General features: G+C 74.2%; 19 protein-coding genes. 8 read left to right on the top strand and 11 right to left on the bottom strand.

The window, feature by feature from the left end; all coding sequences use genetic code 11:
• Nucleotides 1-35: 35 nt before the first annotated feature.
• Nucleotides 36-1,040, bottom strand: coding sequence for a prephenate dehydratase (pheA, locus tag GXP71_RS15310; RefSeq protein WP_162353346.1), 1,005 nt, complete (start codon nt 1,038-1,040; stop codon nt 36-38).
• Nucleotides 1,041-1,120: 80 nt separating this feature from the next.
• Between pheA and GXP71_RS15315 the strand changes: the two genes are divergently transcribed.
• Nucleotides 1,121-3,712, top strand: coding sequence for a hypothetical protein (locus GXP71_RS15315; RefSeq protein ID WP_238402441.1), 2,592 nt, complete (start codon nt 1,121-1,123; stop codon nt 3,710-3,712).
• Here the strand turns inward: GXP71_RS15315 and GXP71_RS15320 are convergent.
• Together GXP71_RS15320 and GXP71_RS15325 are read right to left on the bottom strand one after the other, a co-directional pair.
• Entirely contained in the window at nt 3,627-4,367 is a 741-nt protein-coding gene (locus tag GXP71_RS15320) for a glycosyltransferase (RefSeq protein WP_162354388.1), read from the bottom strand. The genes GXP71_RS15315 and GXP71_RS15320 overlap by 86 nt on opposite strands.
• Nucleotides 4,368-4,827: 460 nt before the next feature.
• A complete protein-coding gene (locus GXP71_RS15325; protein WP_162353347.1) occupies nt 4,828-5,652 on the bottom strand; it encodes a DUF5926 family protein in 825 nt (274 codons plus the stop codon).
• A 149-nt stretch (nt 5,653-5,801) separates the two neighbouring features.
• On the opposite strand from GXP71_RS15325, the gene pgm reads away from it, so the two are divergent.
• Nucleotides 5,802-7,478, top strand: a complete 1,677-nt coding sequence (gene pgm, locus GXP71_RS15330) for a phosphoglucomutase (alpha-D-glucose-1,6-bisphosphate-dependent) (protein WP_162353348.1) — start codon at nt 5,802-5,804, stop codon at nt 7,476-7,478.
• Between the two features lie 148 nt (nt 7,479-7,626).
• Here the strand turns inward: pgm and GXP71_RS15335 are convergent, their stop codons facing one another.
• Nucleotides 7,627-8,145 carry a hypothetical protein gene (locus GXP71_RS15335; protein ID WP_162353349.1) on the bottom strand — a complete coding sequence of 173 codons (519 nt, stop codon included), beginning with the start codon at nt 8,143-8,145 and terminating at the stop codon, nt 7,627-7,629.
• Nucleotides 8,146-8,279: 134 nt separating this feature from the next.
• Here GXP71_RS15335 and GXP71_RS15340 point away from each other — a divergent pair, with 134 nt between their 5' ends.
• Nucleotides 8,280-8,606 carry a monooxygenase gene (locus GXP71_RS15340; RefSeq protein ID WP_162353350.1) on the top strand — a complete coding sequence of 109 codons (327 nt, stop codon included), beginning with the start codon at nt 8,280-8,282 and terminating at the stop codon, nt 8,604-8,606.
• Nucleotides 8,607-8,662: 56 nt separating this feature from the next.
• On the top strand, nt 8,663-9,388 hold the full coding sequence (locus tag GXP71_RS15345; RefSeq protein WP_162353351.1) for a hypothetical protein: 726 nt from the start codon (nt 8,663-8,665) through the stop codon (nt 9,386-9,388).
• 244 nt (nt 9,389-9,632) lie between these two features.
• Here the strand turns inward: GXP71_RS15345 and GXP71_RS15350 are convergent, their stop codons facing one another.
• The 4 genes from GXP71_RS15350 to GXP71_RS15365 form a co-directional block, all read right to left on the bottom strand.
• Nucleotides 9,633-11,030, bottom strand: coding sequence for a UDP-glucose/GDP-mannose dehydrogenase family protein (locus GXP71_RS15350; RefSeq protein WP_238402442.1), 1,398 nt, complete (start codon nt 11,028-11,030; stop codon nt 9,633-9,635).
• 47 nt (nt 11,031-11,077) lie between these two features.
• Nucleotides 11,078-12,598 (bottom strand): glycoside hydrolase family 26 protein, encoded by a 1,521-nt coding sequence (locus GXP71_RS15355; protein ID WP_162353352.1) that lies wholly within the window; start codon nt 12,596-12,598, stop codon nt 11,078-11,080.
• Nucleotides 12,591-14,096, bottom strand: coding sequence for a glycosyltransferase family 2 protein (locus GXP71_RS15360; protein WP_162353353.1), 1,506 nt, complete (start codon nt 14,094-14,096; stop codon nt 12,591-12,593). The genes GXP71_RS15355 and GXP71_RS15360 overlap by 8 nt, the downstream gene beginning before the upstream one ends.
• 417 nt (nt 14,097-14,513) lie before the next feature.
• The gene (locus GXP71_RS15365; RefSeq protein WP_162353354.1) at nt 14,514-14,804 is read right to left on the bottom strand and encodes a GNAT family N-acetyltransferase; all 291 of its coding nucleotides are present in this window, start codon (nt 14,802-14,804) and stop codon (nt 14,514-14,516) included.
• Between the two features lie 75 nt (nt 14,805-14,879).
• Between GXP71_RS15365 and GXP71_RS15370 the strand changes: the two genes are divergently transcribed.
• Together GXP71_RS15370 and GXP71_RS15375 are read left to right on the top strand one after the other, a co-directional pair.
• Nucleotides 14,880-16,286 (top strand): MFS transporter, encoded by a 1,407-nt coding sequence (locus GXP71_RS15370; protein WP_162353355.1) that lies wholly within the window; start codon nt 14,880-14,882, stop codon nt 16,284-16,286.
• A gap of 143 nt (nt 16,287-16,429) precedes the next feature.
• Nucleotides 16,430-17,539, top strand: a complete 1,110-nt coding sequence (locus GXP71_RS15375) for a phosphotransferase family protein (protein WP_238402443.1) — start codon at nt 16,430-16,432, stop codon at nt 17,537-17,539.
• Nucleotides 17,540-17,701: 162 nt separating this feature from the next.
• Here the strand turns inward: GXP71_RS15375 and GXP71_RS15380 are convergent, their stop codons facing one another.
• Both GXP71_RS15380 and GXP71_RS15385 read right to left on the bottom strand, forming a co-directional pair.
• Nucleotides 17,702-18,043 carry a YciI family protein gene (locus GXP71_RS15380; RefSeq protein WP_162353356.1) on the bottom strand — a complete coding sequence of 114 codons (342 nt, stop codon included), beginning with the start codon at nt 18,041-18,043 and terminating at the stop codon, nt 17,702-17,704.
• 83 nt (nt 18,044-18,126) lie between these two features.
• Nucleotides 18,127-19,407: an MFS transporter gene (locus GXP71_RS15385; RefSeq protein ID WP_162353357.1), complete on the bottom strand. Its 1,281-nt coding sequence runs from the start codon at nt 19,405-19,407 to the stop codon at nt 18,127-18,129.
• Between the two features lie 330 nt (nt 19,408-19,737).
• Between GXP71_RS15385 and GXP71_RS15390 the strand changes: the two genes are divergently transcribed.
• Nucleotides 19,738-20,241, top strand: a complete 504-nt coding sequence (locus GXP71_RS15390) for a gluconokinase (RefSeq protein WP_238402444.1) — start codon at nt 19,738-19,740, stop codon at nt 20,239-20,241.
• Between the two features lie 277 nt (nt 20,242-20,518).
• Here the strand turns inward: GXP71_RS15390 and GXP71_RS15395 are convergent, their stop codons facing one another.
• The gene (locus tag GXP71_RS15395) at nt 20,519-20,866 is read right to left on the bottom strand and encodes a YtxH domain-containing protein (RefSeq protein WP_162353358.1); all 348 of its coding nucleotides are present in this window, start codon (nt 20,864-20,866) and stop codon (nt 20,519-20,521) included.
• A gap of 241 nt (nt 20,867-21,107) precedes the next feature.
• On the opposite strand from GXP71_RS15395, the gene GXP71_RS15400 reads away from it, so the two are divergent.
• Nucleotides 21,108-22,532, top strand: a complete 1,425-nt coding sequence (locus GXP71_RS15400; protein WP_162353359.1) for an APC family permease — start codon at nt 21,108-21,110, stop codon at nt 22,530-22,532.
• Nucleotide 22,533 lies beyond the last annotated feature (1 nt).

The raw sequence follows: 22,533 nt of genomic DNA on the forward strand, positions 1-22,533 counted from the left end.
CTCGCCCCGACCGGCCGTCGCAGACAGGCGTCGGCTCAGGTCGCGGAGCCCTCGCGTACCGCGCGGAGCCAGTCGCGGGCGCCGACGAAGTCCGCGTCCGTGGTCCCGACGTGCACAGTCGGCTCGACGGCGTCGGCACGCGGGTACGACCCGAGGAAGCGCACGTGCGGGCAGCGGCGGTGCAGGCCCATGATCGCCTCGCCCACGCGCTCGTCGGTGATGTGCCCCTCGGCGTCGATGGAGAACGAGTAGCGGCCGAGCGCGTCGCCGATGGGCCGCGACTCGATCCGGGACAGGTTCACGCCGCGCACCGCGAACTGCTCGAGCATCGCGAGCAGGGCACCGGCCTCGTTGTCGGGCAGGTGCACGACGAGCGTCGTCTTGTCGGCCCCCGTGGGCGCGGGGACCTGGCCGGGGTGGCCGACGACCACGAACCGCGTCACGGCGCTCGGGTTGTCCGCGACGTGCTCGGCGAGCGGCACGAGCCCGTACGTCTCGACGGCGGCGGGCGGGACGAGCGCGGCGTCGAACCCGAGCTCGACGGGCTCGCCGTCCGCGGCGCGACCCGCGAGCAGCGCGGCGGGGGCGGTGTTCGACGTCGCGGGGACGTGCACGACACCCGGGAGGTGGTGCGCGAGCCAGCGGCGGCACTGCACCCACGCGTGCGGGTGCGCGGAGATGCGGCGCACGTCGCTCAGCGCGACGCCCGGGGCACCCGCGAGCGTGAACTGCACGGGCACCAGCACCTCGCGCAGCAGCACGAGCGGCGCGCCGCCGGCCAGGCTGTCGAGCGTCGCGGTGACGCCGCCCTCGACGGTGCTCTCGATCGCGACCACCGCGAAGTCCGCGTCGCCCGAGCGGACCGCCTCGATCGCGGCGCCGACGTCGGTCTGCGGGAGGTACTCGGCGTCGTCGGGCGTGACGACCTGCCGCAGCGCGGCCTCGGTGAACGTGCCCGCGGGACCGAGGTACGCGTACCGCGGACGACCGCCCCGCCCCGACGTCGACGTGCCGGACGCGACCGCTCCTGCCTCGGACATCACAGCTCCTCCTCAGGCGCTCCACGCGGCGTCGACCCCACCCGCCGGGGTCGAGGGTAGTGCGCCCGTAGGCTTGACCGGTGCCGACCTCCGCCCGCCCGCGCGCCCTGCGTCACCGCGTGCGCGCGCTCGCCGGCACGCTGCTCGCCGCCGCGACCGTGCTGCTCACCGCCCCGACGGCGGACGCCGCGACCCCCACCCCCGCCCCGTCGGCCGCGGCCGTCACCGCGACCGCTGCCGACGACGCCGCCACCGCGCCCGTCGTCCTCGTCGGCGTGACCGGCCTGCGCTGGGACGACGTCACGACGCTCACCACGCCGACCCTGTGGGACCTGTCCCGCGACGGGTCCATCGGCCTCGTCGCCGCGCGCTCCGTCGCGTCGCGCTCGTGCCCCGCGGACGGCTGGCTCGCGGTCTCGTCGGGCGAACGTGCCGCCGACCTGCCGGCCGACGACCGCACGTGCCGCACGCTCCGCGACCCCGGGGAGGACGGCGTGGTCCCCGGGTGGGACGACTACGAGGCGTCCGCGGACGCCGAGTCGTACGGCGCCCGCCCCGGCCTGCTCGGCGACCTGCTGGCCGGCTCGGGCACGCCCGCCACGGGCATCGGACCGGGTGCCGCGATCGCGCTCGCCGACGCCGACGGCCTGCCCGTCGGGACGCACGTCGCGCGTCCCGGCAGCACGGCGGCCCTCACGCGCACCGTCCGCGACGCGCTCGCCACCTCGCAGCTCGTCGTCGTCGACGCGGGCGTGCTGCGCGACCCCGGGTACGCGACCGCCGCCCGCGGGTCGTCGACGGCGCCCGACGAGGAGCTCGGCGACGAGATCCCCGGCATCGCGGACCCGACCGACCCCGAGCTCCCGACGCCCGGCGCGATCGTCGAGCCCACGCGCTCGGCCCAGGCGCAGACCCTCGACGACCGCATCGGCGCGGTCCTGCGCGCCACCGAGCGCACGGGGGCGACGGTCCTCGTCGTGTCGCTCGCCGACTCGAGCCGCGCGACCCTGCAGCTCGCCGCGGCGCTCGGCACCGCACCGAACGGCGACGAGTACGCGCGCAACCTGCTCACGTCGGGCGCGACGCGGCAGCCCGGGCTGGTCCAGACGGTCGACGTCACGCCCACGCTGCTGGCGGCCCTCGACCTCGACGACGACGCGCCGGCGCTCGCGGGCGCCACGATCGTGCCGACCGCGGGCCCGGCGACCGCGTCCGCCCGGATGGCGATGCTGCTCGACGTGCAGCAGCAGGCGCAGTGGGTCACGCGCGTCAGCGGCGGCTTCTCGACGCGCATGGTGCTCGCGCAGGCCGTGCTGTTCGTCGCCGCCGCGATCATCCTCACGCGCAAGGGCCGCTCCGACCGACGCCCGCTGCGGCCCGCGCTGCACGCGCTGAAGATCGCGTCGCTCGCGCTCGCGGCCGCGCCGGTCACCGCGTTCCTCACCGGCCTGGTCCCGTGGTGGCGCGCCGCCGACCCGCGCATGGCGTTCTGGTGGACCGTCCTCGCCTGGATCGCGCTCATCACGGCCCTGGCGCTCGTCGGGCCGTGGCGGCGGTCGGTCCTCGGCCCCGCCGGGTTCGTCGCGGCCGTGACCGTCGGCGTGCTCGTCGTCGACGCGTGCACGGGCTCGCACCTCGTCATCGACACCCCGATGGGTGCGCACCGGCTGCTCGCCGCCCGGTTCTACGGCATGAGCAACCAGGCGTTCGCGCTGCTCACCGCCGCGGGCCTGCTCGTGGCCGTCGCGATCGCCGACCCGCTCGTGCGCCGCGGCCGACGCGTCCTCGCGACCGTCCTGGTCGCCGCGCTCGGGCTCCTGCTCGTCGTCGTCGACGGCGCACCCGGCCTCGGCTCCGACTTCGGCGGCCCGCCCGCGCTCATCCTCGCGTTCGCGCTGCTCGGCATCGTCGTCAGCGGTCGTCGCGTGCAGTGGAGGACGCTCGCGCTGATCCTCGCCGTGGGCGCGCTCGTCGTCGGCGGGTTCGCGGTGCTCGACTGGATGCGCCCGCCCGCCGACCGCACGCACCTGGGACGGTTCTTCGCGACCGTCCTCGACGGTGGCCTGTGGGACGTCGTCTACCGCAAGCTGTCCGTCAACCTGCGCGTGCTCACCAACTGGCGCTACCTCGTGCTCGCGGTGTTCGGCATCGCGCTCACGTGGATCGTCCTGGCCGGCGACCGGCCGCGGCGGGGCGCCCTCATGGGTCCGCGCAGCCCGCTCGCCGGGCTCCAGGCCGCCGTCCCCCTCCTGCGACCCGCGGTCCTCGCGATCGGCGCGGGCCTGGGCGTCGGGTTCCTCATCAACGACTCCGGCATCGTCGTCCCCGCGACGGGCATCGCGGTCGCGGTGCCGTGCCTCGTCGCCGCGGCGGCGCAGTGGCGGCTGGAGAACCCCGAGCCGACGGCCGCCGCCGTCGCCGACGGACCTCCCGCAGGCGTCGCCGCGCGGGCGGGGACGGCAGTCGCGACGGACGCAGCCGACGGCGGGTCGGCGCAGGACGCGCCGGTCGACCGCGCCGGTTCGACCGCGGCGGTGGGGACCGACGAGGTCAGCGGTGCATCCGCCGCGGTCGCGACGGACGAGGTCAGCGGTGCGTCTGCGGCGGACGCTGACGCGGTGCGACCGTCTGCTTCACCGACGCCGCCGCCCCCCGCACCCGGCGCGCACTGACCGCGAGCTGCACGTCGCGGTACTGCGCGGCCCGGTGCAGCTGACCCTTGAGGTCGGACCCGGACGGCCGGTGCCGCAGCTCGCACGGCACCTCGATCACGCGGAAGCCCTGCCGGAGCAGGTCGATCGTCATGCCCGTCTCGACGCCCCACCCGCGCGCGAGCGGGGTCGCGGCCTCGAACGCCTCACGCGTGAGGCAGCGCATGCCGGACAGCGGCTGCGTGGGCGTCCACCCGGTCATCGACGCGATGGCACGACGCGCGGCGCCGACGACGATCCCGCGACCACCCGCGCCGGGCTGCGGCGGCAGCAGCGCGATCGACAGGTCGGCGTGCCCGTCGACGACGGGCGGCACGAGCGGCGCGGTGTTGACGGCGGTCTCCCCGAGGTCGCCGTCGATGAACAGCAGGACGCGCGGCAGTCGGTCGGGGGCGTCGCGCATCGCGACGACGGCGGCCCCGGTCTCCATCGCGGCGGCCTTGCCGCGGTTGTGGGAGTGCCGGACCACGACCGCGCCGGCCTCGCGCGCGACGTGCTGGGTGTTGTCCTCGGAGCCGTCGTCGACGACGAGCACGAGGTCGACGTGCGGGATGGCGCGCGCGGACCGCACGGTGGCGGCGATGCGCCGGGATTCGTCCTTCGCGGGGATGATCACGGCGACCCGCTGCTTGTGCCGGTGCGGCTTGGGCTCGCGTGCGTCGTGCGCGGGCTCACGCGCCGCGTCACGACCGGCGTCGCGGCCTCCGCGTCGCTGACGGCCGCCCGTGGCCGGGGCCTCGGGGGGCGCGTCGGACGTCGCGGCAGGGGCGTCGACACCCGTGTCGGTGGGCGTCGTGGCCTCGTCGACCGTCGTGGCGGCGGGCGTCGGGGCCTCGCCGACCTTCGCGGCGGCGGGCGTCCGGCCACGCGTGCGCGCGGGCGCGGTCGCAGCGGCCGTCGAGGCGTCGGTCGGGCCGGCCTCCGGCTGGTCGTCGGCGGCCTTCCCGCCCTTGCGCGTCACGGGCGTCAGCCTAGCGAGCCGGACGTGGACCGCCCGCCCGGAACCGCAGGCCGGGACGCCGACGGCACCCGTCCGGCGGGCGGCGTCGGCGTCCGCGGTGCGGGGCCGGCGGGCGTCAGCGGAGCGTCACCTGGCGGGCGACGAGACCCGCGCGGGCACGGCGCTCGTTCGCGTCGAGCGGCTCGGTCGACGCGAGCGCCTCGGCGAACGAGGGCGCGAACGCGGCGAGCGGCGCCTCGACGTCCTCGGCCTCCGACCCGCGGGCGAGCTCCCACACGGGGACGACGAGCCCGCTCGACCGGAAGTAGCCGACGAACTTGCCGCCGTCGAACCCGGACGCGCGGCGCGCGTGGAGGCGGGCGAGCGCGTCGAGGACGACCTGCTCGTCGTGCGGCTGCGCCCAGCGGAGGAACTCGCGCGCGCCCATGCGGCACCAGTACGCGGACTCGGCGGCGGCGAGCTTGCGGGTGTCGATGATGCCCGCGTCGGCCTCCTCCATCGCCGCGACCAGGTCGGGCGTGCGCTCGGTGTCGGGCGCGAGCCAGTAGGAGAACGACTCGTGGACCGTGACCTCGAACGGCACGGACAGGTCGAGCACGTCCTGGAGGCGCGGGCCCGGACCGGGCAGTCCGACCGTCTCGACGGCCGTGCCGGGCTCGACCTCGAGGGCCTCGAGCAGCGAGGCAGCGAGGTCGCGGCTGGCGTCGCCCGACGAGCCGACCGTCTGGAGCGCGAGGAGGACCACGCCGTCGGCGCGGTGCAGCGCGGGCCACGCCGTCGGGAGGACGGTGGTGACGAGGACGTCGCGCGCACCGTGCTCCTTCGTGGTGCGGGCGGTCGCGGTCGCCGCGGGGACGAGCTCCTTGAGCGCGACCCAGTCGGGCTCACCGGGCAGCCCCTCGAACGGACGCAGCACGAAGTCGGGCGTGTTCCTGGCCATGCCCCGAGGCTACCGGGCGTGACGGCGCCCGCCCGACCGCTCGTGTGGAAGGTCTGTCTCACCGGGTGTGACACACCTTCCACACCAGGTCCACGGACCGGGACCGTCGGGGGCTGCGCGGGCACAGGTCATACGGAAGGATCGACGGCATGGACCCGCGCGCCGGAACCCCTGCCCAGCCGTCCGACCTCGTCGACCTCGACGCCCTCCTCGGGGCCTACTTCGATCGGGAGCCCGACCTCGACGACCCCGCGCAGCGCGTGGTGTTCGGCACGAGCGGCCACCGCGGGTCCGCCCTCGACTCCGCGTTCAACGAGGCGCACATCGTCGCGATCACCGCCGCCATCGTCGAGTACCGCCGCGGGCAGGGCACCGACGGCCCGCTGTTCATCGGCCGCGACACGCACGGCCTGTCCGACCCCGCGTTCCGGTCCGCGCTCGAGGTGCTGGCCGCGGCCGGCGTCGAGGTCCGCGTCGACGCGCGGGACTCGTGGACGCCGACGCCCGCCGTCTCGCACGCGATCCTCAGCTTCAACGGCGCCGGCTCGTCGGAGGGCGTGCGCACGTCCGGGCCCGGGCTGGCCGACGGCATCGTCGTCACGCCGTCGCACAACCCGCCGCGCGACGGCGGCTTCAAGTACAACCCGCCGGACGGCGGCCCCGCCGGGTCGCAGGCGACCGCGTGGATCGCCGACCGCGCCAACGCGATCCTCGCGTCGGGCTGGCGGTCCGTGCCGCGCGTGAGCTACGAGCAGGCGCTCGCCGCCGAGACGACGCGCAAGCACGACTACCTGTCCGCCTACGTCGACGACCTCGCGAACGTCCTCGACCTCGAGGCGATCCGGACGTCGGGCGTGCGCATCGGCGCCGACCCCCTCGGCGGCGCGTCCGTCGAGTACTGGGGCGCGATCGGCGAGCGCTACGGCCTCGACCTCACCGTCGTGAACCCGCAGGTCGACCCGCGCTGGTCGTTCATGACGCTCGACTGGGACGGCAAGATCCGCATGGACTGCTCGTCGCCGTACGCGATGGCGTCGCTGGTCCGGCGCATGGCCGGCGGCGAGGCACCGTTCGACGTCGCGACCGGCAACGACGCGGACTCCGACCGGCACGGGATCGTCACGCCCGACGGCGGTCTCATGAACCCCAACCACTACATCGCCGTGATGATCCACTACCTGTACGGCGGCGCCCGCCCGGGCTGGCCGACCGGCACGGCGATCGGCAAGACGCTCGTGTCGTCGAGCCTCGTCGACCGCGTCGCCGCGCGGCTCGGCCGCCGGCTGCTCGAGGTGCCCGTCGGGTTCAAGTGGTTCGTGCCCGGCCTCGTCGACGGGTCCGTCGGGTTCGGCGGCGAGGAGTCCGCGGGCGCGTCGTTCCTCCGCAAGGACGGCACCGTGTGGACCACCGACAAGGACGGCATGCTGCCCGCGCTGCTCGCGTCCGAGATCATCGCGACCACGGGGAAGTCGCCGTCGCAGATCCACCGCGAGCTCGTCGGGGAGTTCGGCGAGTCCTGGTACGCGCGCGTCGACGCCGCCGCGACGCGCGAGGAGAAGAAGACGCTCGCCGCGCTCGACGCCTCCCAGGTCACCGCGACGACGCTCGCGGGCGAGCCGATCACCGCGCGCCTCACGCACGCGCCCGGCAACGACGCGGCCATCGGCGGCCTCAAGGTCACCACCGAGAACGCGTGGTTCGCGGCACGGCCGTCGGGCACCGAGGACGTCTACAAGATCTACGCCGAGTCGTTCGTCTCGGAGGAGCACCTCCAGCAGGTCCAGGACGAGGCCAAGCAGGTCGTCTCGCAGGCCCTCGGCAGCTGACGGTCGACGGATCCCCTCCCCCTGCGGGGTAGCGGCACGGGGCAGGGAATCCGTAGACTTGTCCGCGCCCGGAGAGTTGATCTCCGTGGAAGTCGAAGGCTCGTGACCCGTCTGGGACGTGGCGCACGGGCCTTTCGCATGTCTGGGTTCACACAGCCACGACCCGCTCGACGAGCGGCGCGACCCTGCGTCTCCAGTCACCGCCTCGTGCCCAGGCCCATGCGACCGCGTCGGGGATCGCGAGCAGCGGCTCCGCGGCGGCCGTCCGATGCTCGTACCGCAAGGTGTCGCGGCACCCGGCATCCCGAGTGAGCTCGACCAGGTCCCTGCGGTCACGCGCGTCCTGCGACTCGTCGGACTCGAGCACGAGGTGCTCGCACGTCCCGGCGACGTCGCCGATCAGCCTCGCAAGACAGGCGCGACGACGCTCGATGTCGGTCCGGTGCGTCCGCGCGTCGGCCTCGTAGACCGTGGCGCGCACACCGAGGCTCACGAGAGTCGACAGGACGAGGTGCTGCCACGGCGTCTTCTCCGCCTTCATGTGCAACCGTGGCTGGCCGGGGAGGATGAGGCGCCGCACGTGCCCGCGGACCACCGCGCACTCGGCAGGGTGCAGCGCGCTCGCCACGAGCACGTAGCCCTTCGCCTTCGTCTCGTCGACGTACACCCGGTGCGCGGCCGCAGAGTAGGGGGCTGAGCCGACACGAGAGCGCGCGATCCACCGAGGCGGGATGTCGGTGGGCGGTGGTCTTCTGAGCACCGGATGGGCGCCGGCCCATCGCACGGCGGAGAGGACCGATCATGGCGCACCTGCTGTTCTTCGACTTCCCGACCGACGGGCCCGTCGGGGACGAGGCCGTCACCGCGTTCGGCGACCTGGCGGCGGACATCGCCGCCGAGCAGGGGCTGCTCTGGAAGGTCTGGACGGAGGACGCCGAGGCCGGGACCGCGGGCGGCGCGTACCTGTTCACCGACCGCGCGTCGGCCGAGCGCTACCTCGCCAAGCACACCGCGCGTCTCGCGGGCTTCGGCATCACGGACGTGACGACCTTCTCGAAGCCCGTGAACGCGGGACTGTCCGCGATCACCCACGCACCCGAGTCGAGCCGCAGCGCAACGGAGGGCTGAGAAGCCATCTCGAGCCGGGGCCTCATCCCCGGCGGCGGCCGCGCCGATGATGGGGCGTGTCAGTTCGCGCTCTGCTGGACCAGTCCCTCAGCCCGAGCCAGGCGGTCGTCGTCCTCGCGCTCGTCGTGGGCGCGTTCCTGTTCGCCGGGGCGCTGGCGACGGACCTCCCGCATCGGAGGCGGATCTACCGTGCCGTGCGCTCGCATCCCGAACGGCCCGCGCGCTGGCGGGCTGCCGTGTTCGCGGCCCGGTGGGCTCCGGCCTCGCCTCGCGGCGGTCCCGACCGCCTCCGCCACCGGATCCGGCTCCAGCATATGGACGCCCCCGGCCTGTCCTTCCTGGCGCCTGCTCGCGCCACCCGTCCGCAGCTGAGCGCCGAGTCGGTGCAGGTCATGACGACGGTCGGATCGCACCTTCTCGTCGTCCACCTCGGGCGCCTCGGCGACGTCCACGCGGGAGAGGTGATCGTGCCGGCCGACGAGCGAGCCCGGGACTTCACCGGACCCGACGGTGGAGTCGGGTGGACACGCGTCGGCACCGACGTGCTGACCGTGCCGAGCGCCGCCGGGACCTGGTACCGAAGCACGATCACGGGCCGGGGGGTGACGCTGACCGACTCGCACGTCGACAAGGACGGACATGCCTTCGTAGTAGGCGTCCTCACCGCCCACGCGTGGTTCCAGGACCCGCACGACGTGGCCGTCGCCCGATGGGACCGGATGCTCACAACGTTCGCCTGGACGCCGTCGACCCGGGACGGCGGGGCGTCGCGCGCGGAGTGAGGCCACGGCCGGGAGCGTCGGCGACGGTCGCCCGGTCGCGTCGACCGGGGACACGGACGGGCCGCGCACCTGGTTGCGAGGTGCGCGGCCCGTCGTGCGGAGCGGCGTCGGGGCGCGACGCCGTCCGCTGCACGCACCCCCGACCCGACGCGGTCGGGTGGTGCGTGCGGGGGTGACCGCCGGACCGTGCCTCCGGCGGCCCGAGGTCGGCCGCCGACACCCCGGCGGCCGTTCAGGCGACCCGTCAGGCGGCGGTGCGGCCGAGGCCCCGGAAGGACCAGCCGGCCTGGCGCCAGCGCTGCGGGTCGAGCTTGCCGCGCGCGTCGATGACGTTCGCGTTGTGCGTGAGGGCGGCGAGCTTCGCCGGCTCGGCGCCGACGAACTCGTCCCACTCGGTGAGGACGAGGACGACGTCCGCACCCTCGACGGCCTCCTCGGCGGAGGTCGCGTAGCCGAGCGTCGGGAAGGACGCGCGGGCGGTGTCGCCGGCCTCGGGGTCGTACACGGTGACCTGGGCACCGCGCAGGTGCAGGGCCGCGGCGACGTTGAGGGCCGGCGAGTCGCGCACGTCGTCGGTGTGCGGCTTGAAGGCCGCCCCGAGGACGCCGACGCGACGGTTGAGGACGGAGCCGCCGCACGCCTCGAGGGCGAGGTCGACGACGCGGCCGCGCTGGCCCATGTTGATCTCGTCGACCTGCTGGAGCAGGGCCGAGGCCTGGTGCGCACCGAGCTCGTTGGCGCGGTGCATGAGGGCGCGGATGTCCTTGGGGAGGCAGCCGCCGCCGAAGCCGAGACCGGCGTCGAGGAACTGGCGACCGATGCGGACGTCGTGGCCGAGGGCGTCGGCGAGGACGGTCACGTCGGCGTCGGCGGCCTCGCAGACCGAGGCGATCGCGTTGATGAACGAGATCTTGGTCGCGAGGAACGCGTTGGCGCTCACCTTCACGAGCTCGGCGGTGGGCAGGTCGCACACGACGACCGGCGAGCCCTCGGCGATGGGCGTCGCGTACACGCGGCGCAGCAGGGCCTCGGAGTCGGCGGTGGTGCCGCCCATGACGATGCGGTCGGGGTGCAGCGTGTCCTGGACCGCCTTGCCCTCGCGGAGGAACTCGGGGTTCCACACGAGCTCGACGCGGACGTCCTTGCGCGCCTTCTCCGCCACCAGCGACCGCAGACGGGCACCGGTGCCGACGGGCACCGTGGACTTGCCGACGATGAGCGCGTCGTGCGTGAGGTTCTCCGCGATGGCCGTGGTGGCGGCCTCGACGAAGGACAGGTTCGCCGCGTGGCTGGTCTTGGTCTGCGGCGTACCGACGCACACGAAGTGCACGTCCGCGAACGCCACGGCCTCGGCCACGTCGGAGGTGAAGCGCAGGCGGCCGGTGGCGAGCTGCTCCTCGAGGAGCTCGGGCAGCCCGGGCTCGTAGAAGGGCACCTTGCCGGCCTGGAGCGCGGCGACCTTGGCGGGGTCGACGTCGTACCCGACGACCTCCATGCCGAGCGCGGCCATCGACACGGCGTGCGTGGCGCCGAGGTAGCCGGTGCCGAGCACCGAGATGCGAGGGGCGGGGGCGTCGGCGTCGAAGACGCGCCGGGGGAAGTGGTCCGCGACCGTGAGGTCCTCGGTGTGCTGCTCGGTCATGTCGTTTCTCCTAGAACGGCGGGGGTTGGCGGTGGGCGTCGCGGGCGTCATGACGCACCGCCCGGGAGGGCGAAGCCTGCGGCGGGGTCGTGCAGTCCCTCGACGAACGCGGCGAGGGAGTCGGCGCGGGACTCGACGCGCCAGTCGTTGGTGACGCGCTCGCCCTGGCTGATGGTGGTGACGGCGTGGTTGAACCAGGCGAACCCGACGACGTCGGCGTTCTCCGGCTTGGCGAGCGCGTCGAACAGGTCGGTGACCCACGCGGCCTTCTGGCCGCCGCTCTCCGACGCCCCGATCTCCGCGAGGAAGATCGGCTTGTGCGTGATGGCGCGCAGCTGGTCGAGCGACTTGTCGAACGTCCACGCGAACGTGGGCGTCTGGCCGTCGCGGTACGGCGGCCGGTAGTAGCCGGACAGGCCGACCCAGTCGACGTACTGGTCACCCGGGTAGAGCGACTTCGTGTAGGCGAGCGACTGGTTCGCGGCGGGCAGGTTGTTGACGATGTTCGGCGCCCACACCCACAGCACGTACTGGTTGGCGCCGGCGGCCTCGAACACGTCGTGCACGTGACGCCACATGGCCACGTACTCGCCGGGGCTGTTGCCGTTGACGGACGCGCCGCCCGAGCCCTGCTCGTTCCACGGGTACCAGGACGCGTTCATCTCGTGGTCGAGACGGATCGCGACGGGCAGCCCGAGGGCCGTGACGTCGGCGGCGTACTGCCGCAGGTACGCGTCGTAGCGGCCGTTGATGATCTCCTTGAGGGACCACTCGGGCTCCTCGACGACGTCGTTCGCCGTGGCCAGGTTGCGCGACTCCCACGTGAGCATGGGCATGGCGCCCTTCGCCCACGAGCGGGTCACGGCGTCGGCACGGAAGTTGCCGTCCCATCCCTGGAAGTACCCGACGATGCTCGGCTGCGTGCCGAGCTGCGCGGCGACCGCGTCCTGCTCGGCCCAGCTGAACGGCGCCTGCGGGGTGTAGAGGCCGAACTGGCGGGCCGTCGGCTGCCGGAGCTCGGCGAGCGACGGGGCGGTGGGCCTGACCTCGGGGGCGGGTCCGGACGACGACGGCGTGGCCGCGGCGGCGCGGGCCCGGGCGAGCGCGGCCTCGGCCTGCGCGGCACGGTCGCGCGCCTTGCCGCGCTCGGCGGCGGTCTTCTTCTCGGACGCGGCCTTGGCGGCGGACGCGGCCTTGGCCGCGGCCTGCTCCTCGGCGGCCTTCTGCTGCGCGGCGGCGTCGGCGGCGGCCTTCTCCTCGGCGGCCTTGGCCTTGCCGCGCTCGGCGGCGGCGGACCGCTCGGAGGCGGCCTTGCGCTGCGAGCGCTCGAGGTCGAGGACCTCCTGCTCGCGGGCCTCGAGCGAGTAGCGCAGCTTCTCGTTCTCCGCCTGGAGACGCATCTCCTCGGCGCTGGCGCGGGTGGGGACGACGCCGTCGACGGAGGGCGAGAGCCAGACGCCGACGGTGACGGCGACGAGGGCGAGCGCGATCGCGGCTGCGGTGAGCCGCTTGCGGGGGGACGGGCGGATCGCCCGGGTCCACCAGCCGTGGGCGGTGTGCTCAGACATAGACGAGTGCCTCCAGGGCGAAGATCAGCACGGCGGCCACGTAGGGGATGCCGGCGAGCGGGTTGAGACGACGGCGGCGACGCGGCGCGGGAGCCGGTGCGGGGGCCGCGGTGGCGCGGCGGACGCGCGCCGGCGCCTCGGTCAGGACGGTGCCGTCGGCGGACCGCTGGTGCGGGACGACTCCGTCGGGGGCGCGGTCGACGAGGTCGACGGGACCCTGCGGAGCCTGCTCGAGCTCCTCCATGAGGTCACCGCCGGCGTAGGCGCCGGCACGAGTGCCCCAGCCCGACGCGTGCGCCATGCGCAGGAAGCCGAGCAGGCGGACGGGCATGAGGAAGAACGTCGAGACGATGATGAAGACCGGCAGCCGCAGGAAGTCGGACGGCTTCTCGTGCAGGTGGCGGATCTGGCGGATCGCCATGGAGAGCACCGACGAGATGACCATCGTGGCGACGACCCAGACCCAGCCCTGCAGCCCCGTGTACGTCTCGAGGATCGCCTGGTAGAGGTTCACGCCCGTGCCGGACGCGGCGCGGTAGATCCAGCCCGCGATCGTCCCGACCAGCAGGAACGGCAGGATGATGTCCATCACGAAGAAGATCGCCAGGACGGGGGCGTGGCCCATCATCCAGGGCAGCATCCGCAGGGTGTTGTACTGGCTGCCGCGGGCCCAGCGGAGCTGCTGCTTGAAGAGCTTCTTCACCTGCAGCGGGGCGTCCGTGTAGACGAGGCTCGTGTACTGGTACACGCACTTGTAGCCGGCCTTGAGCGTCAGGTTGGTCAGCGTGCGGTCGTCGGAGACCTCGAGGAAGACGCCCATGAACTTCTCGTGCATGAAGTCGTCCATGACGTCGATGAGGATGTGCCGGCGGAACGCGATGGTGCGTCCGGGCAGGCAGCCGACCTGGCCGAGCGCGGACTGCGCGGGCATCGAGTAGAGCGCGCGGGTGTTCTCCAGCCAGTCGGCCCAGCGGGTGATCCAGGAGCGCTCGGGGTCGAGGATGCGCTGACGCGTGGTGACGCCGCCGATGTTGGGGTCGGCGAACGGCTTGACGAGCTCGGGGAGCGTGCCGTCGGTCCACACGGTGTCGGAGTCGACGAGCACGGTGATCTCGCCGCGCGACATCTCGGTGCCGATCTTGACGGCGTTGCGCTTGCCCGGGATCGGGGTGTGCACCCAGCGGACGAGCGGCGCGAACTGCTCGCTGACGCGCTCGAGGCCCGGGTTGGGCTTGCCGTTGATGACGACGATGACCTCGTCGGGCTGCTGCGCGACGATCCGCGAGAGCACGTCGTGGAAGAGGTCGAGGGGCTCGTCGACCACGGGGACGACGACCGAGGTGGTGCCGTGGTACTCGCCGGTGTACGGCTTGTACCGCCGCGAGAGCAGCACCTTGAGCAGCCACAACGCCCAGATCAGCGTGGAGAAGACAGCGAAGAGATAAAACTCCGACTGCCCTTCCAGCATATGACGCAGCTGAAGAACGAAAACAAACATCTGAATGGCCTACCCGACACGGTGGTGGCTTTTTCTGACCAGCTGTCACGGCGTCGTCGGCGATCCAGCGTGAACGTCACCGGCGGGTCAGCGAGGACCCAGCGGGCGCGTCGAAGGACCACTCATAGGCCTCTGACCTGCGAGTGGACGTGCGCAACCGCCCCCTGCAGATGGAGGCGCACGGACCGGTCGCGGTGCGGTGGACCCACGTGTGACCACAGCCCGGCGAACTCGGTAAATCGAACTTACCAGCCGGTAACAGCACATTGAGACGGACAAGCGTCCAAAAGTGACGGCGCTCACCGGAAGCGCTTACCTCTTGACCTGACATGTCCGCTTTGCCCGAGGCAACTTCACACGAAATTTACAAGAAGTTGCTCGGGAGGACGGTGTTCGTCAGGCTGGCACCGGGGTCTGTCACGGGCGGTGCAGGAGGTCCTGGTAGTCCGGGTGACGCGCCACCCACGCCTTCACGTACGGGCACAGCGCGACGACGTCCCGGTGGCTCTCCCGGACGGCGTCCAGCGCCTCGCGGACGAGGGTTGACGCGACCCCGCGACCCTCCGCGCGCGGGTCCACCTCGGTGTGCGTGAACACGACCGTCCGGCCCACCACGTCGTACACCGCGAACCCCAGCAGCTCACCCGCCTCGTCGCGGGCCTCGAACCGGTGCGCCTCGGGCGCGTCGCTGACCAGCACGTCCGTCATGCACCGATCGTGCGGCACACGGCGCCCCACCACCAGCCCCGGGCCACCGTCGGAGCGCGGTGCGAGACTGAGGGCATGCTCCAGCCCTACCGCGAGATCCTGTCGCGCCCGGGTGCCCTCGCCTTCTCCGTCGCGGGGATGGTCGCGCGCCTCCAGATGTCGATGATCGGGATCGGCATCGTCCTCATGATCTCCGCGCTGTACGGCTCCTACGGGCTGGCCGGACGGGTCTCCGCCGTCTACGTCGTCGCGCAGGCCCTCTGCTCGCCGCAGCTCGCCCGGCTCGTCGACCGGCACGGCCAGGCCCGCGTCATGCGCCCCGCCGTCGCCGTCGCGTCCGTCGGTCTCGTCACACTGGTCGTCGCGGCGCGCGCCGACAGCAACCCGTGGCTCCTCTACGTCGCCGCCGCCGTCACGGGCGCCGCCGTCGGGTCGTTCGGCTCGCTCGTGCGCGCCCGCTGGTCCGGCGTGCTCGGGGGCGACCCGCGCCCCATGCACACCGCGTACGCGCTCGAGTCGACCATCGACGAGTTCGTCTTCATCGTCGGCCCCGTCCTCGCCACGGTCCTCGCGACCGGCGTCGACCCCGCAGCCGGGCTGGTCGTGCCGCTCGTCGCGCTGGTCGTCGGCGGGTACTGGTTCCTCGCGCTGCGCGCCACCGAGCCCGCCCCGACCATCAGCGCCGGCGGCGAGCGCGTGCGCGGCTCCGTCCTCGCGAACCCCGGCATGGTCGTGCTCGCGCTCGTCTTCGTCGCCATGGGCGCGATCTTCGGCGCGACCGACGTCTCGACCGTCGCGTTCGCGGAGGAGTCCGGGAACACCGGCATCGCCGGTGTGATCCTCGCCGTGTTCGCGTTCGGGTCGCTCATCGCCGGGCTGCTCTACGGCACGCGGCACTGGGTCCGGCCGCTGCACCAGCGGTTCGCGATCGGCGTCGTCGTGCTCGCCGTCGGGGTCTCGTTCTTCGTCGTCGCGACCAACCTCGTCGTGCTCGCCGCGGTCATGTTCGTCACCGGCTTCGCCATCGCGCCCACGCTCATCAACGGCAACGCGCTCGTCCAGCAGCTCGTGCCGCCCGCGCGGCTCACCGAGGGCCTCACCTGGGTCGGCACGTCGCTCGGCGTCGGCGTCTCCTTCGGCTCGTCCATCGCGGGCGCCCGCATCGACGCCGACGGCTCGCACGGCGGGTTCCTCGTCGTCATCGTCTCCGCCGGGCTCGCGCTCGTCGCGACCCTCGCCGCGTACCGCACGCTGCGGCCGCGTCCCGACGCGAAGGCCGCCGACGAGCGCGTCGCGCGCGCCGTCGAGGACGAGTCGCCGTCGGCCACCGCAGGTGCGGCCGTCGCCGCGTGCGAGGTCGCCGACTGCGTCGACCCGCGCAGCGCCGTGCCGCAGCAGCGGGGCGCGACCGACGGCGAGGTCGGCAGCGCCGTCGAGCACCCCGCGCCACCCCGGCCGACCGGCGTCGCCGAGGACGGCTGAACGCCGCCGCGGGCTCTCCGGCAGGGCGTCACCGGCCTCGTCGCCGCGGCGACTCCCGACACCCCGGGCTCGTCCACTTTCGACACCACGAACGGCCCATCGGCCCTCCCCCGACGCGACGACCCCGCAGTACCGTGCGCGTCGTGACCCTCGCCGACGCGACACCCGTGACCGACTCCGCCACCCTGTCCGACCTGCCGTCGGACGGGCCGGGTGCGCCCGCCGACGCCCCCGCCGCCGGCACCGCACCGACCGACGACGCCCCGGCGGACGTGCCCGTCGACGCCCTGCGTGCCGTGCTCGCACCGCTCGGGGTGATCGCCGGGGTCGAGCGGCTCACGGGCGGGATGTTCGCGACGAGCTACCGCGTCACGCTCGACGACGGCACGCGCGTCATCGTCAAGACCGCGCCCACCGCGACCGACGCGCTGCTCACCTACGAGCACGACCTGGTCCGGTCCGAGGCGCACGTCTACCGGCTCGCCGAGCACCACCCGGAGCTGCTCATGCCGCGCGTGCTGCTCACCGACTTCACGCGCACGCACGTGCCGTCGGACGCGCTCGTCGTCAGCCACCTGCCCGGGGTGCCGCTGGTCGACGCCGGCTTCGGCACCGCGGAGGACGACCCCCGCACCGCGCGCGCGGAGCACGAGCTCGGTGCGTACATGGCCCGGCTGCACACCGCCGGACTGCCCGCGCCCGACGGCGGCTTCGGCTACCCGAACCCCGCGGCCGGGCTCAACGCCCCCACGTGGCGCGGGACGTTCACCGCGATGGTCGAGGCCGTCCTGACCGACGCCCCGCGCTGGGGCGTCGAGCTGCCCGCCGACGAGGTGCGCGCCGCGCTGCGCCGCCACGGCGACGCGCTCGACGACGTCACGACGCCCACGCTCGTCCACACCGACCTCTGGGCCGGGAACCTGTTCGTCGACCCGGCGACGGGCGGGATCGTCGGCGTCATCGACCCCGAGCGCGCGTTCTGGGGCGACCCGCTGCACGAGCTCGTCGGCGCCGACTGCCACAACGTCGGCCCCGTGAACCCGCGCGTGCTCGCGGGCTACGCGAGCGTCGTGCCCGGTGGCATCGACGTCACGAGCCCGTCGGCGCAGACGCGGCTCGCGCTGTACCGGACGTTCCTCACGCTGATCCTGACGACCGAGATCGTCCCCCGGTCGTTCGCGGGCGACTGGCTTCCGGGCTACCGCACGACCCTCGCCGACGCCCTGCGCACGCTCCTCGACTCGCTCGCGTAGATCGGTCGCGCGGCCGCTCCGGAGTGCTGCGCACCCTCGTCGGCATGCCCGCGTCGACGCGCTCGCGTCGACACGCCCGCGTCGGTGCACCGCGCTCGGCGCCGGAGCGTCGCCCGTGCTCGTCGACCCGCTCGCGCGTCGACGAGCCGGCGCCCGGGCGCGCTACTTGATGACCCGGACCTCCTGCGGCCAGCCGCACCCCTCGGCGACCCGTCCCGCCCACATCTTGGCCGTCTCCAGGTCGGGCACGTCGATGACCGTGATCCCGCCCAGGTACTCGGTGGTCTCGGCGTAGGGACCGTCGGTGATCGTGACCGTCCCGCTCGTCGCGTCGGCGGTGAACGCCTCGGCCAGGTCCTCCTCGAGCCCGCCGGCGAAGACCAGCACCCCGGCCGCCTCCATGTCGCGGACGACCGCCGTGCTCGGCTCGACGCGGGACTGGAACCACTCGGCCGGGTGGTCCCCGACCCAGTTCTGCTGGAAGTAGATGGCGTACCGGGTCATCGTCGCTCCTCGTGTGCCGGCCGCTCCGTGGCGGCGTGTCACCACTGTGACGGACGAGCCCCGCCGGAATCGACAGCACCCGGTCAGGGGGTGGGGTGGTGGGCGTCGTAGTGCCAGAACGTGCGCTGGACGCGCACCAGGACGCTCACGAGGACGACGCACGTGAGGCCACCGATCACCGCTGTCCAGCCTTCACCGACGCGCGTCGCGAGACCGCCGAGCAGCAGCTCGCCCAGCCGGGGCCCGCCCGCGACGACGACCACGAACACGCCCTGGAGGCGGCCGCGCATGTCGTCGGGCGTCGCGGTCTGCAGGATGCTCTGCCGGAACACCGACGAGATCGCGTCCGCGGCCCCCGCGACGACGAGCGTGAGGACCGCGAGCGCGAGCGCGCCCCACAGCACCTGGTCGGGCCGCGTCGCGTCGACGGTGACGAGGACCGCGCCGAACCCGGCGATCGCGAGCCCCCAGACGACGATCGCGACGGTGATGATGCGGCCCTGCCAGCGCACGTGCACGAGCCCCCCGGAGAACACCCCCGCGAGGACCGCCCCGACGGCGACCGCGGCGCTGACCACGCCGGTCGTCGTCTCGCCGCCGCCCAGGTAGAGGAGCGCGACCGCGGGGAACAGCACGCGCGGAGAGGCGGTGATCATGGCGACCAGGTCGACCGCGAACGTCATGCGGACGTTGCGCTGCGTGCCGAGGTAGCGCAGGCCGTCGACCACCGAGCCGAGCCCGACGCGCGCACGCCGGACGGACGACGGCTCGGGCGGGACCGGTGGGAGACGCAGCAGCGCGGCGAGCGCGAACGTGAACAGCGCGGCGTCGAGCGTGTACGCGGCGGCGTACCCGAACGCAGCGACGAGGCCGGCGCCGAGCAGCGGGCCGACGGTGAGGGCGACGTTCCAGCCGGTGGTCTGCAGCGCGTTGGCGGCGGGCAGCAGGGTCGGGTCGACGAGGCGCGGGATGATCGCGGTCCGCGCAGGGCTGTTCACCGCACCGGCGGCCGACTGCACGGCGACCAGCGCGTAGAGCAGCCCGACGTGCTCGTTGCCGAGCCACGCCTGTACCGCGAGCCCGAGCACCACGGTCCACGCGACCAGCGACGCGACGAGCGCGACCCGGCGGCGGTCGTAGTGGTCGACGATCGCGCCGCCGTACAGCCCGAAGACGACGAGCGGGACGAGCGCGCAGACACCGAGGACGCCGACGGAGAACGTCGAGCCCGTGAGGTCGTACACCTGGAGCCCGACGGCGACGACCGTGAGCTGCGTGCCGAGGTTCGACACGGACAGGCCCCACCACAGCCGCCGGAACGCCGGGCTGACGCGGAGGGGGGTGGTGTCGACGAGCACGGACATCGCCGCCACCCTACGTCGCCCGAGGCACCCGTCCCCGCCGCGCGTCCGCCGCCGGGCCCGCGCCCTCCCTCACGGCCCTCGGTGCGCCCCGAGTCCCACCCCCTCACGCCGCGGGCGGGCGCGGGCAGCGGGCGGGGGTGGGGCTCGGCGGGGTGGGCGTGGGCGGGGCGTGGGCGGGGCGTGGGCGTGGGCGGGGCGTGGGCGGGGTGGGCGTGGGCGGGGCGTGGGCGGGGTGGGCGTGGGCGGGGCGTGGGCGGGGTGGGTGTGGGCGGGGGGCGGGTGGGGCGTGGGAGGGTGGGCCGGTCCGGGAGTGTGAGCGGAGGAGAGTCGGTGGGCGTGCAGCACGTGGTCGTGATGGGGGTGTCCGGGACGGGCAAGACGACGATCGGGCGGCTCGTCGCCGAGGCCCTCGGGACCCCGTTCGTCGAGGGCGACGACCTCCACCCACCGGCCAACGTCGAGAAGATGGCCGCGGGCGTCCCGCTCACCGACGAGGACCGCGGGCCGTGGCTGCGGCTCGTCGCGGCCGCGATGACGGAGCACGCCGAGGCCGGTCGCGGGACCGTCGTCGCGTGCTCCGCGCTGCGGCGGACCTACCGGGACGTGCTGCGCGGCGCCGAGGGGCGCGTGCGGTTCGTGCACCTCGCCGTCGGCCACGACGAGCTCGCCCGGCGCATGGCGGGGCGGCGCGGGCACTTCATGCCGACGTCGTTGCTCGAGTCGCAGCTCGCGACGCTGGAGCCGCTCGGGCCGGGCGAGGACGGCGTCGAGCTGTCCGTCCACCGCGACCCCGCCCAGACCGCGGCCGCGGTCGTCGAGGCGCTGAACGCCTGACGGCACCGGCCCGGCGCCCCCGTCACGGGCGCCTGACCGACGGGGAGCACGCGCCCCACGCGACGCGGACGTCGACGTTCTCGCACCGACACGCGGAGACCGGCCCGCGAGGGACGAGCGGGCGACGGACGAGGTGCCCCGGCGGCACCCTCGCGCCGACACGCCCCCCACGCACCGACGCGCCCCCGACGTCCCGCCGGGTGGCGGTCGTCGGGGGCGCGTCGTCGTGGTCGGTCGCTCCCGGTGCTTCTCCCAGGCCAGCGGGAGCGGCGACTCGTCAGGGGGTGCGGTAGCGCGCGTCCTCCGCGTCGATGATCGGCTCGCCGGCGAGGACGTCCGGCGTCGGGTCGTCGGCCTCGGGCGTCGTCGTGGAGGAGCGCCACGGTGCGTTGCCCGCGACGGCAGACTTCGCGGCCTCGACGGCCTTGTCCTTGAGCGCCGAACCCTGCTGCTTGGCGAACTCGGTCGCCTGGCTCTCGACGTCCTGGACGTAGCCCTGGACGCGCGGGTCCTGCCAGACGTCGTTCGCCCAGCCCTTGATCTTCTCGAACTGACCCCGTCCCGCGCGGGTCCCGAGCACGTACCCGAGCCCGACGCCGACGGCGAACACGACCTTGCCCTTCATGAGCGGTCCTCCCGTGGGTCTGTGGCGGCGACGTCCGCAGTGCGCGCCGCCCGTCCGAAGGTCCGAGCGTAGGCACCGGCCCGCAGGTGCGCGCGTCGAACGCCACCCCCTCGCGGCCGTGCGGCGGGCGAGACCGGCGCCACGTGCGGGCGGCGCGTCGGTGGACACCGCGTCGTCACGCCGCGCGCACGAGCATCCGCGGGTCGACACTGGCGGCACGCGACGGCAGGGGGAGGTCGGCATGAGCGACCCGAGCACGGCCACGACGAGCGCGCGGTCGGCCGACGGCCCGCCGCTGCGGCGCACGATCGGCCGACGCGTCCTGCTGCTGTTCGTCGTCGGCGACATCCTGGGCGCGGGCATCTACGCGCTGACGGGCAAGGTCGCGGCCGAGGTCGGCGGCATGATCTGGCTGCCGTTCGTGTGCGCCTTCGTGCTGGCGACGCTGACGGCGACGGCGTACGCCGAGCTGGTCGGCCGGTTCCCGCAGGCGGCGGGTGCCGCGCTGTACGCGAACCGGGCGTTCCGTCGTCCCTTCCTCACGTTCCTCGTGGCGTTCGCGGTGATGATGTCGGGCATCACGTCGGCGAGCGCGGCCGCGCGGGCGTTCGGCGGCGACTACCTCGCGGAGTTCGTGTCGGTGCCGACGCTGGTCGCGGCGTGGTTCTTCCTGCTGCTCATCACGGGCGTGAACCTGCTGGGGATCTCGGAGTCGGTGCGCGTCAACGTCGTGCTGACGATCGTCGAGGCGACGGGCCTGCTGGTCATCCTCGCGATCGGTGCGTGGGCGCTGCTGACGGGCGAGGGCGACCCGGGCCGTGCGTTCGTGCTGGAGACCGACGGGTCGGCGTGGATGGCGGTGCTCGGCGCGACGGCGCTCGCGTTCTACGCGCTGCTCGGGTTCGAGGACTCGGTGAACCTCGCGGAGGAGTGCCACGCGCCGCGCCGCGACTTCCCGCGCGCGCTGTTCGGCGGGCTCGCGGTCGCGGGCCTCATCTACGTGGGTGTCGCGTTCACGTCGTCGATGCTCGTGGAGACGGACGTGCTCGCGGAGTCGACGGGCCCGCTGCTCGAGGTCGTCAAGGTCGCAGGGCTGACGTTCCCGCCCGCGCTGTTCGCGGTGATCGCGCTGCTCGCGGTGTCGAACACGGCGCTCATCAACATGCTCATGGCGTCGCGGCTGGTCTACGGGATGGCGCAGGAGCGGATCGTGCCGCGCGTGCTGGGGCGCGTGGGCGGGCGGCAGACGCCGTACGTGGCGATCGCGTTCACGGTGGTGATCGCGCTGACGCTCGTGGCGACGGGCGACCTGGCGGGGCTCGCGGACACGACGGTGCTGCTTCTGCTGCTCGTCTTCGCGACGGTCAACGTCGCCGTCCTGGTGCTGCGGCGCCGGCCGGACGACGGCACGGACGCGGACGCGGACGGCACCGCCGCAGACGACGCCGCGCGACCGACCTTCCGGGCACCGACGTGGGCCCCGGTCGCGGGTGCGGTCGTGTCGCTCGTCCTCGCGTCGCCGCTGACGGGCCGCGACCCGGCCGTCTACGTGCGGGCGGGCGCGCTGCTCGCGATCGGTGTGGTGCTGTACCTGGTCAACCGCTGGGCGGTGGGACGCACGGACCGCACGGGCCGCGAGGCGGCGGCCCCGACGTCCCGCGCCTGAC

It is taken from the genome of Cellulomonas sp. H30R-01, assembly GCF_010119915.1.
Taxonomy (GTDB): Bacteria; Actinomycetota; Actinomycetes; order Actinomycetales; family Cellulomonadaceae; genus Cellulomonas; species Cellulomonas algicola.

Excerpts from the sequence above, each read along its gene's own strand:
- pheA (WP_162353346.1), bottom strand. The coding sequence starts at position 1,040 with ATGTCCGAGGCAGGAGCGGTCGCGTCCGGCACGTCGACGTCGGGGCGG.
- GXP71_RS15325 (WP_162353347.1), bottom strand. The coding sequence starts at position 5,652 with ATGGCCAGGAACACGCCCGACTTCGTGCTGCGTCCGTTCGAGGGGCTG.
- pgm (WP_162353348.1), top strand. The coding sequence starts at position 5,802 with ATGGACCCGCGCGCCGGAACCCCTGCCCAGCCGTCCGACCTCGTCGAC.
- GXP71_RS15340 (WP_162353350.1), top strand. The coding sequence starts at position 8,280 with ATGGCGCACCTGCTGTTCTTCGACTTCCCGACCGACGGGCCCGTCGGG.
- GXP71_RS15350 (WP_238402442.1), bottom strand. The coding sequence starts at position 11,030 with ATGACCGAGCAGCACACCGAGGACCTCACGGTCGCGGACCACTTCCCC.
- GXP71_RS15355 (WP_162353352.1), bottom strand. The coding sequence starts at position 12,598 with ATGTCTGAGCACACCGCCCACGGCTGGTGGACCCGGGCGATCCGCCCG.
- GXP71_RS15360 (WP_162353353.1), bottom strand. The coding sequence starts at position 14,096 with ATGTTTGTTTTCGTTCTTCAGCTGCGTCATATGCTGGAAGGGCAGTCG.
- GXP71_RS15365 (WP_162353354.1), bottom strand. The coding sequence starts at position 14,804 with ATGACGGACGTGCTGGTCAGCGACGCGCCCGAGGCGCACCGGTTCGAG.
- GXP71_RS15370 (WP_162353355.1), top strand. The coding sequence starts at position 14,880 with ATGCTCCAGCCCTACCGCGAGATCCTGTCGCGCCCGGGTGCCCTCGCC.
- GXP71_RS15380 (WP_162353356.1), bottom strand. The coding sequence starts at position 18,043 with ATGACCCGGTACGCCATCTACTTCCAGCAGAACTGGGTCGGGGACCAC.
- GXP71_RS15385 (WP_162353357.1), bottom strand. The coding sequence starts at position 19,407 with ATGTCCGTGCTCGTCGACACCACCCCCCTCCGCGTCAGCCCGGCGTTC.
- GXP71_RS15395 (WP_162353358.1), bottom strand. The coding sequence starts at position 20,866 with ATGAAGGGCAAGGTCGTGTTCGCCGTCGGCGTCGGGCTCGGGTACGTG.
- GXP71_RS15400 (WP_162353359.1), top strand. The coding sequence starts at position 21,108 with ATGAGCGACCCGAGCACGGCCACGACGAGCGCGCGGTCGGCCGACGGC.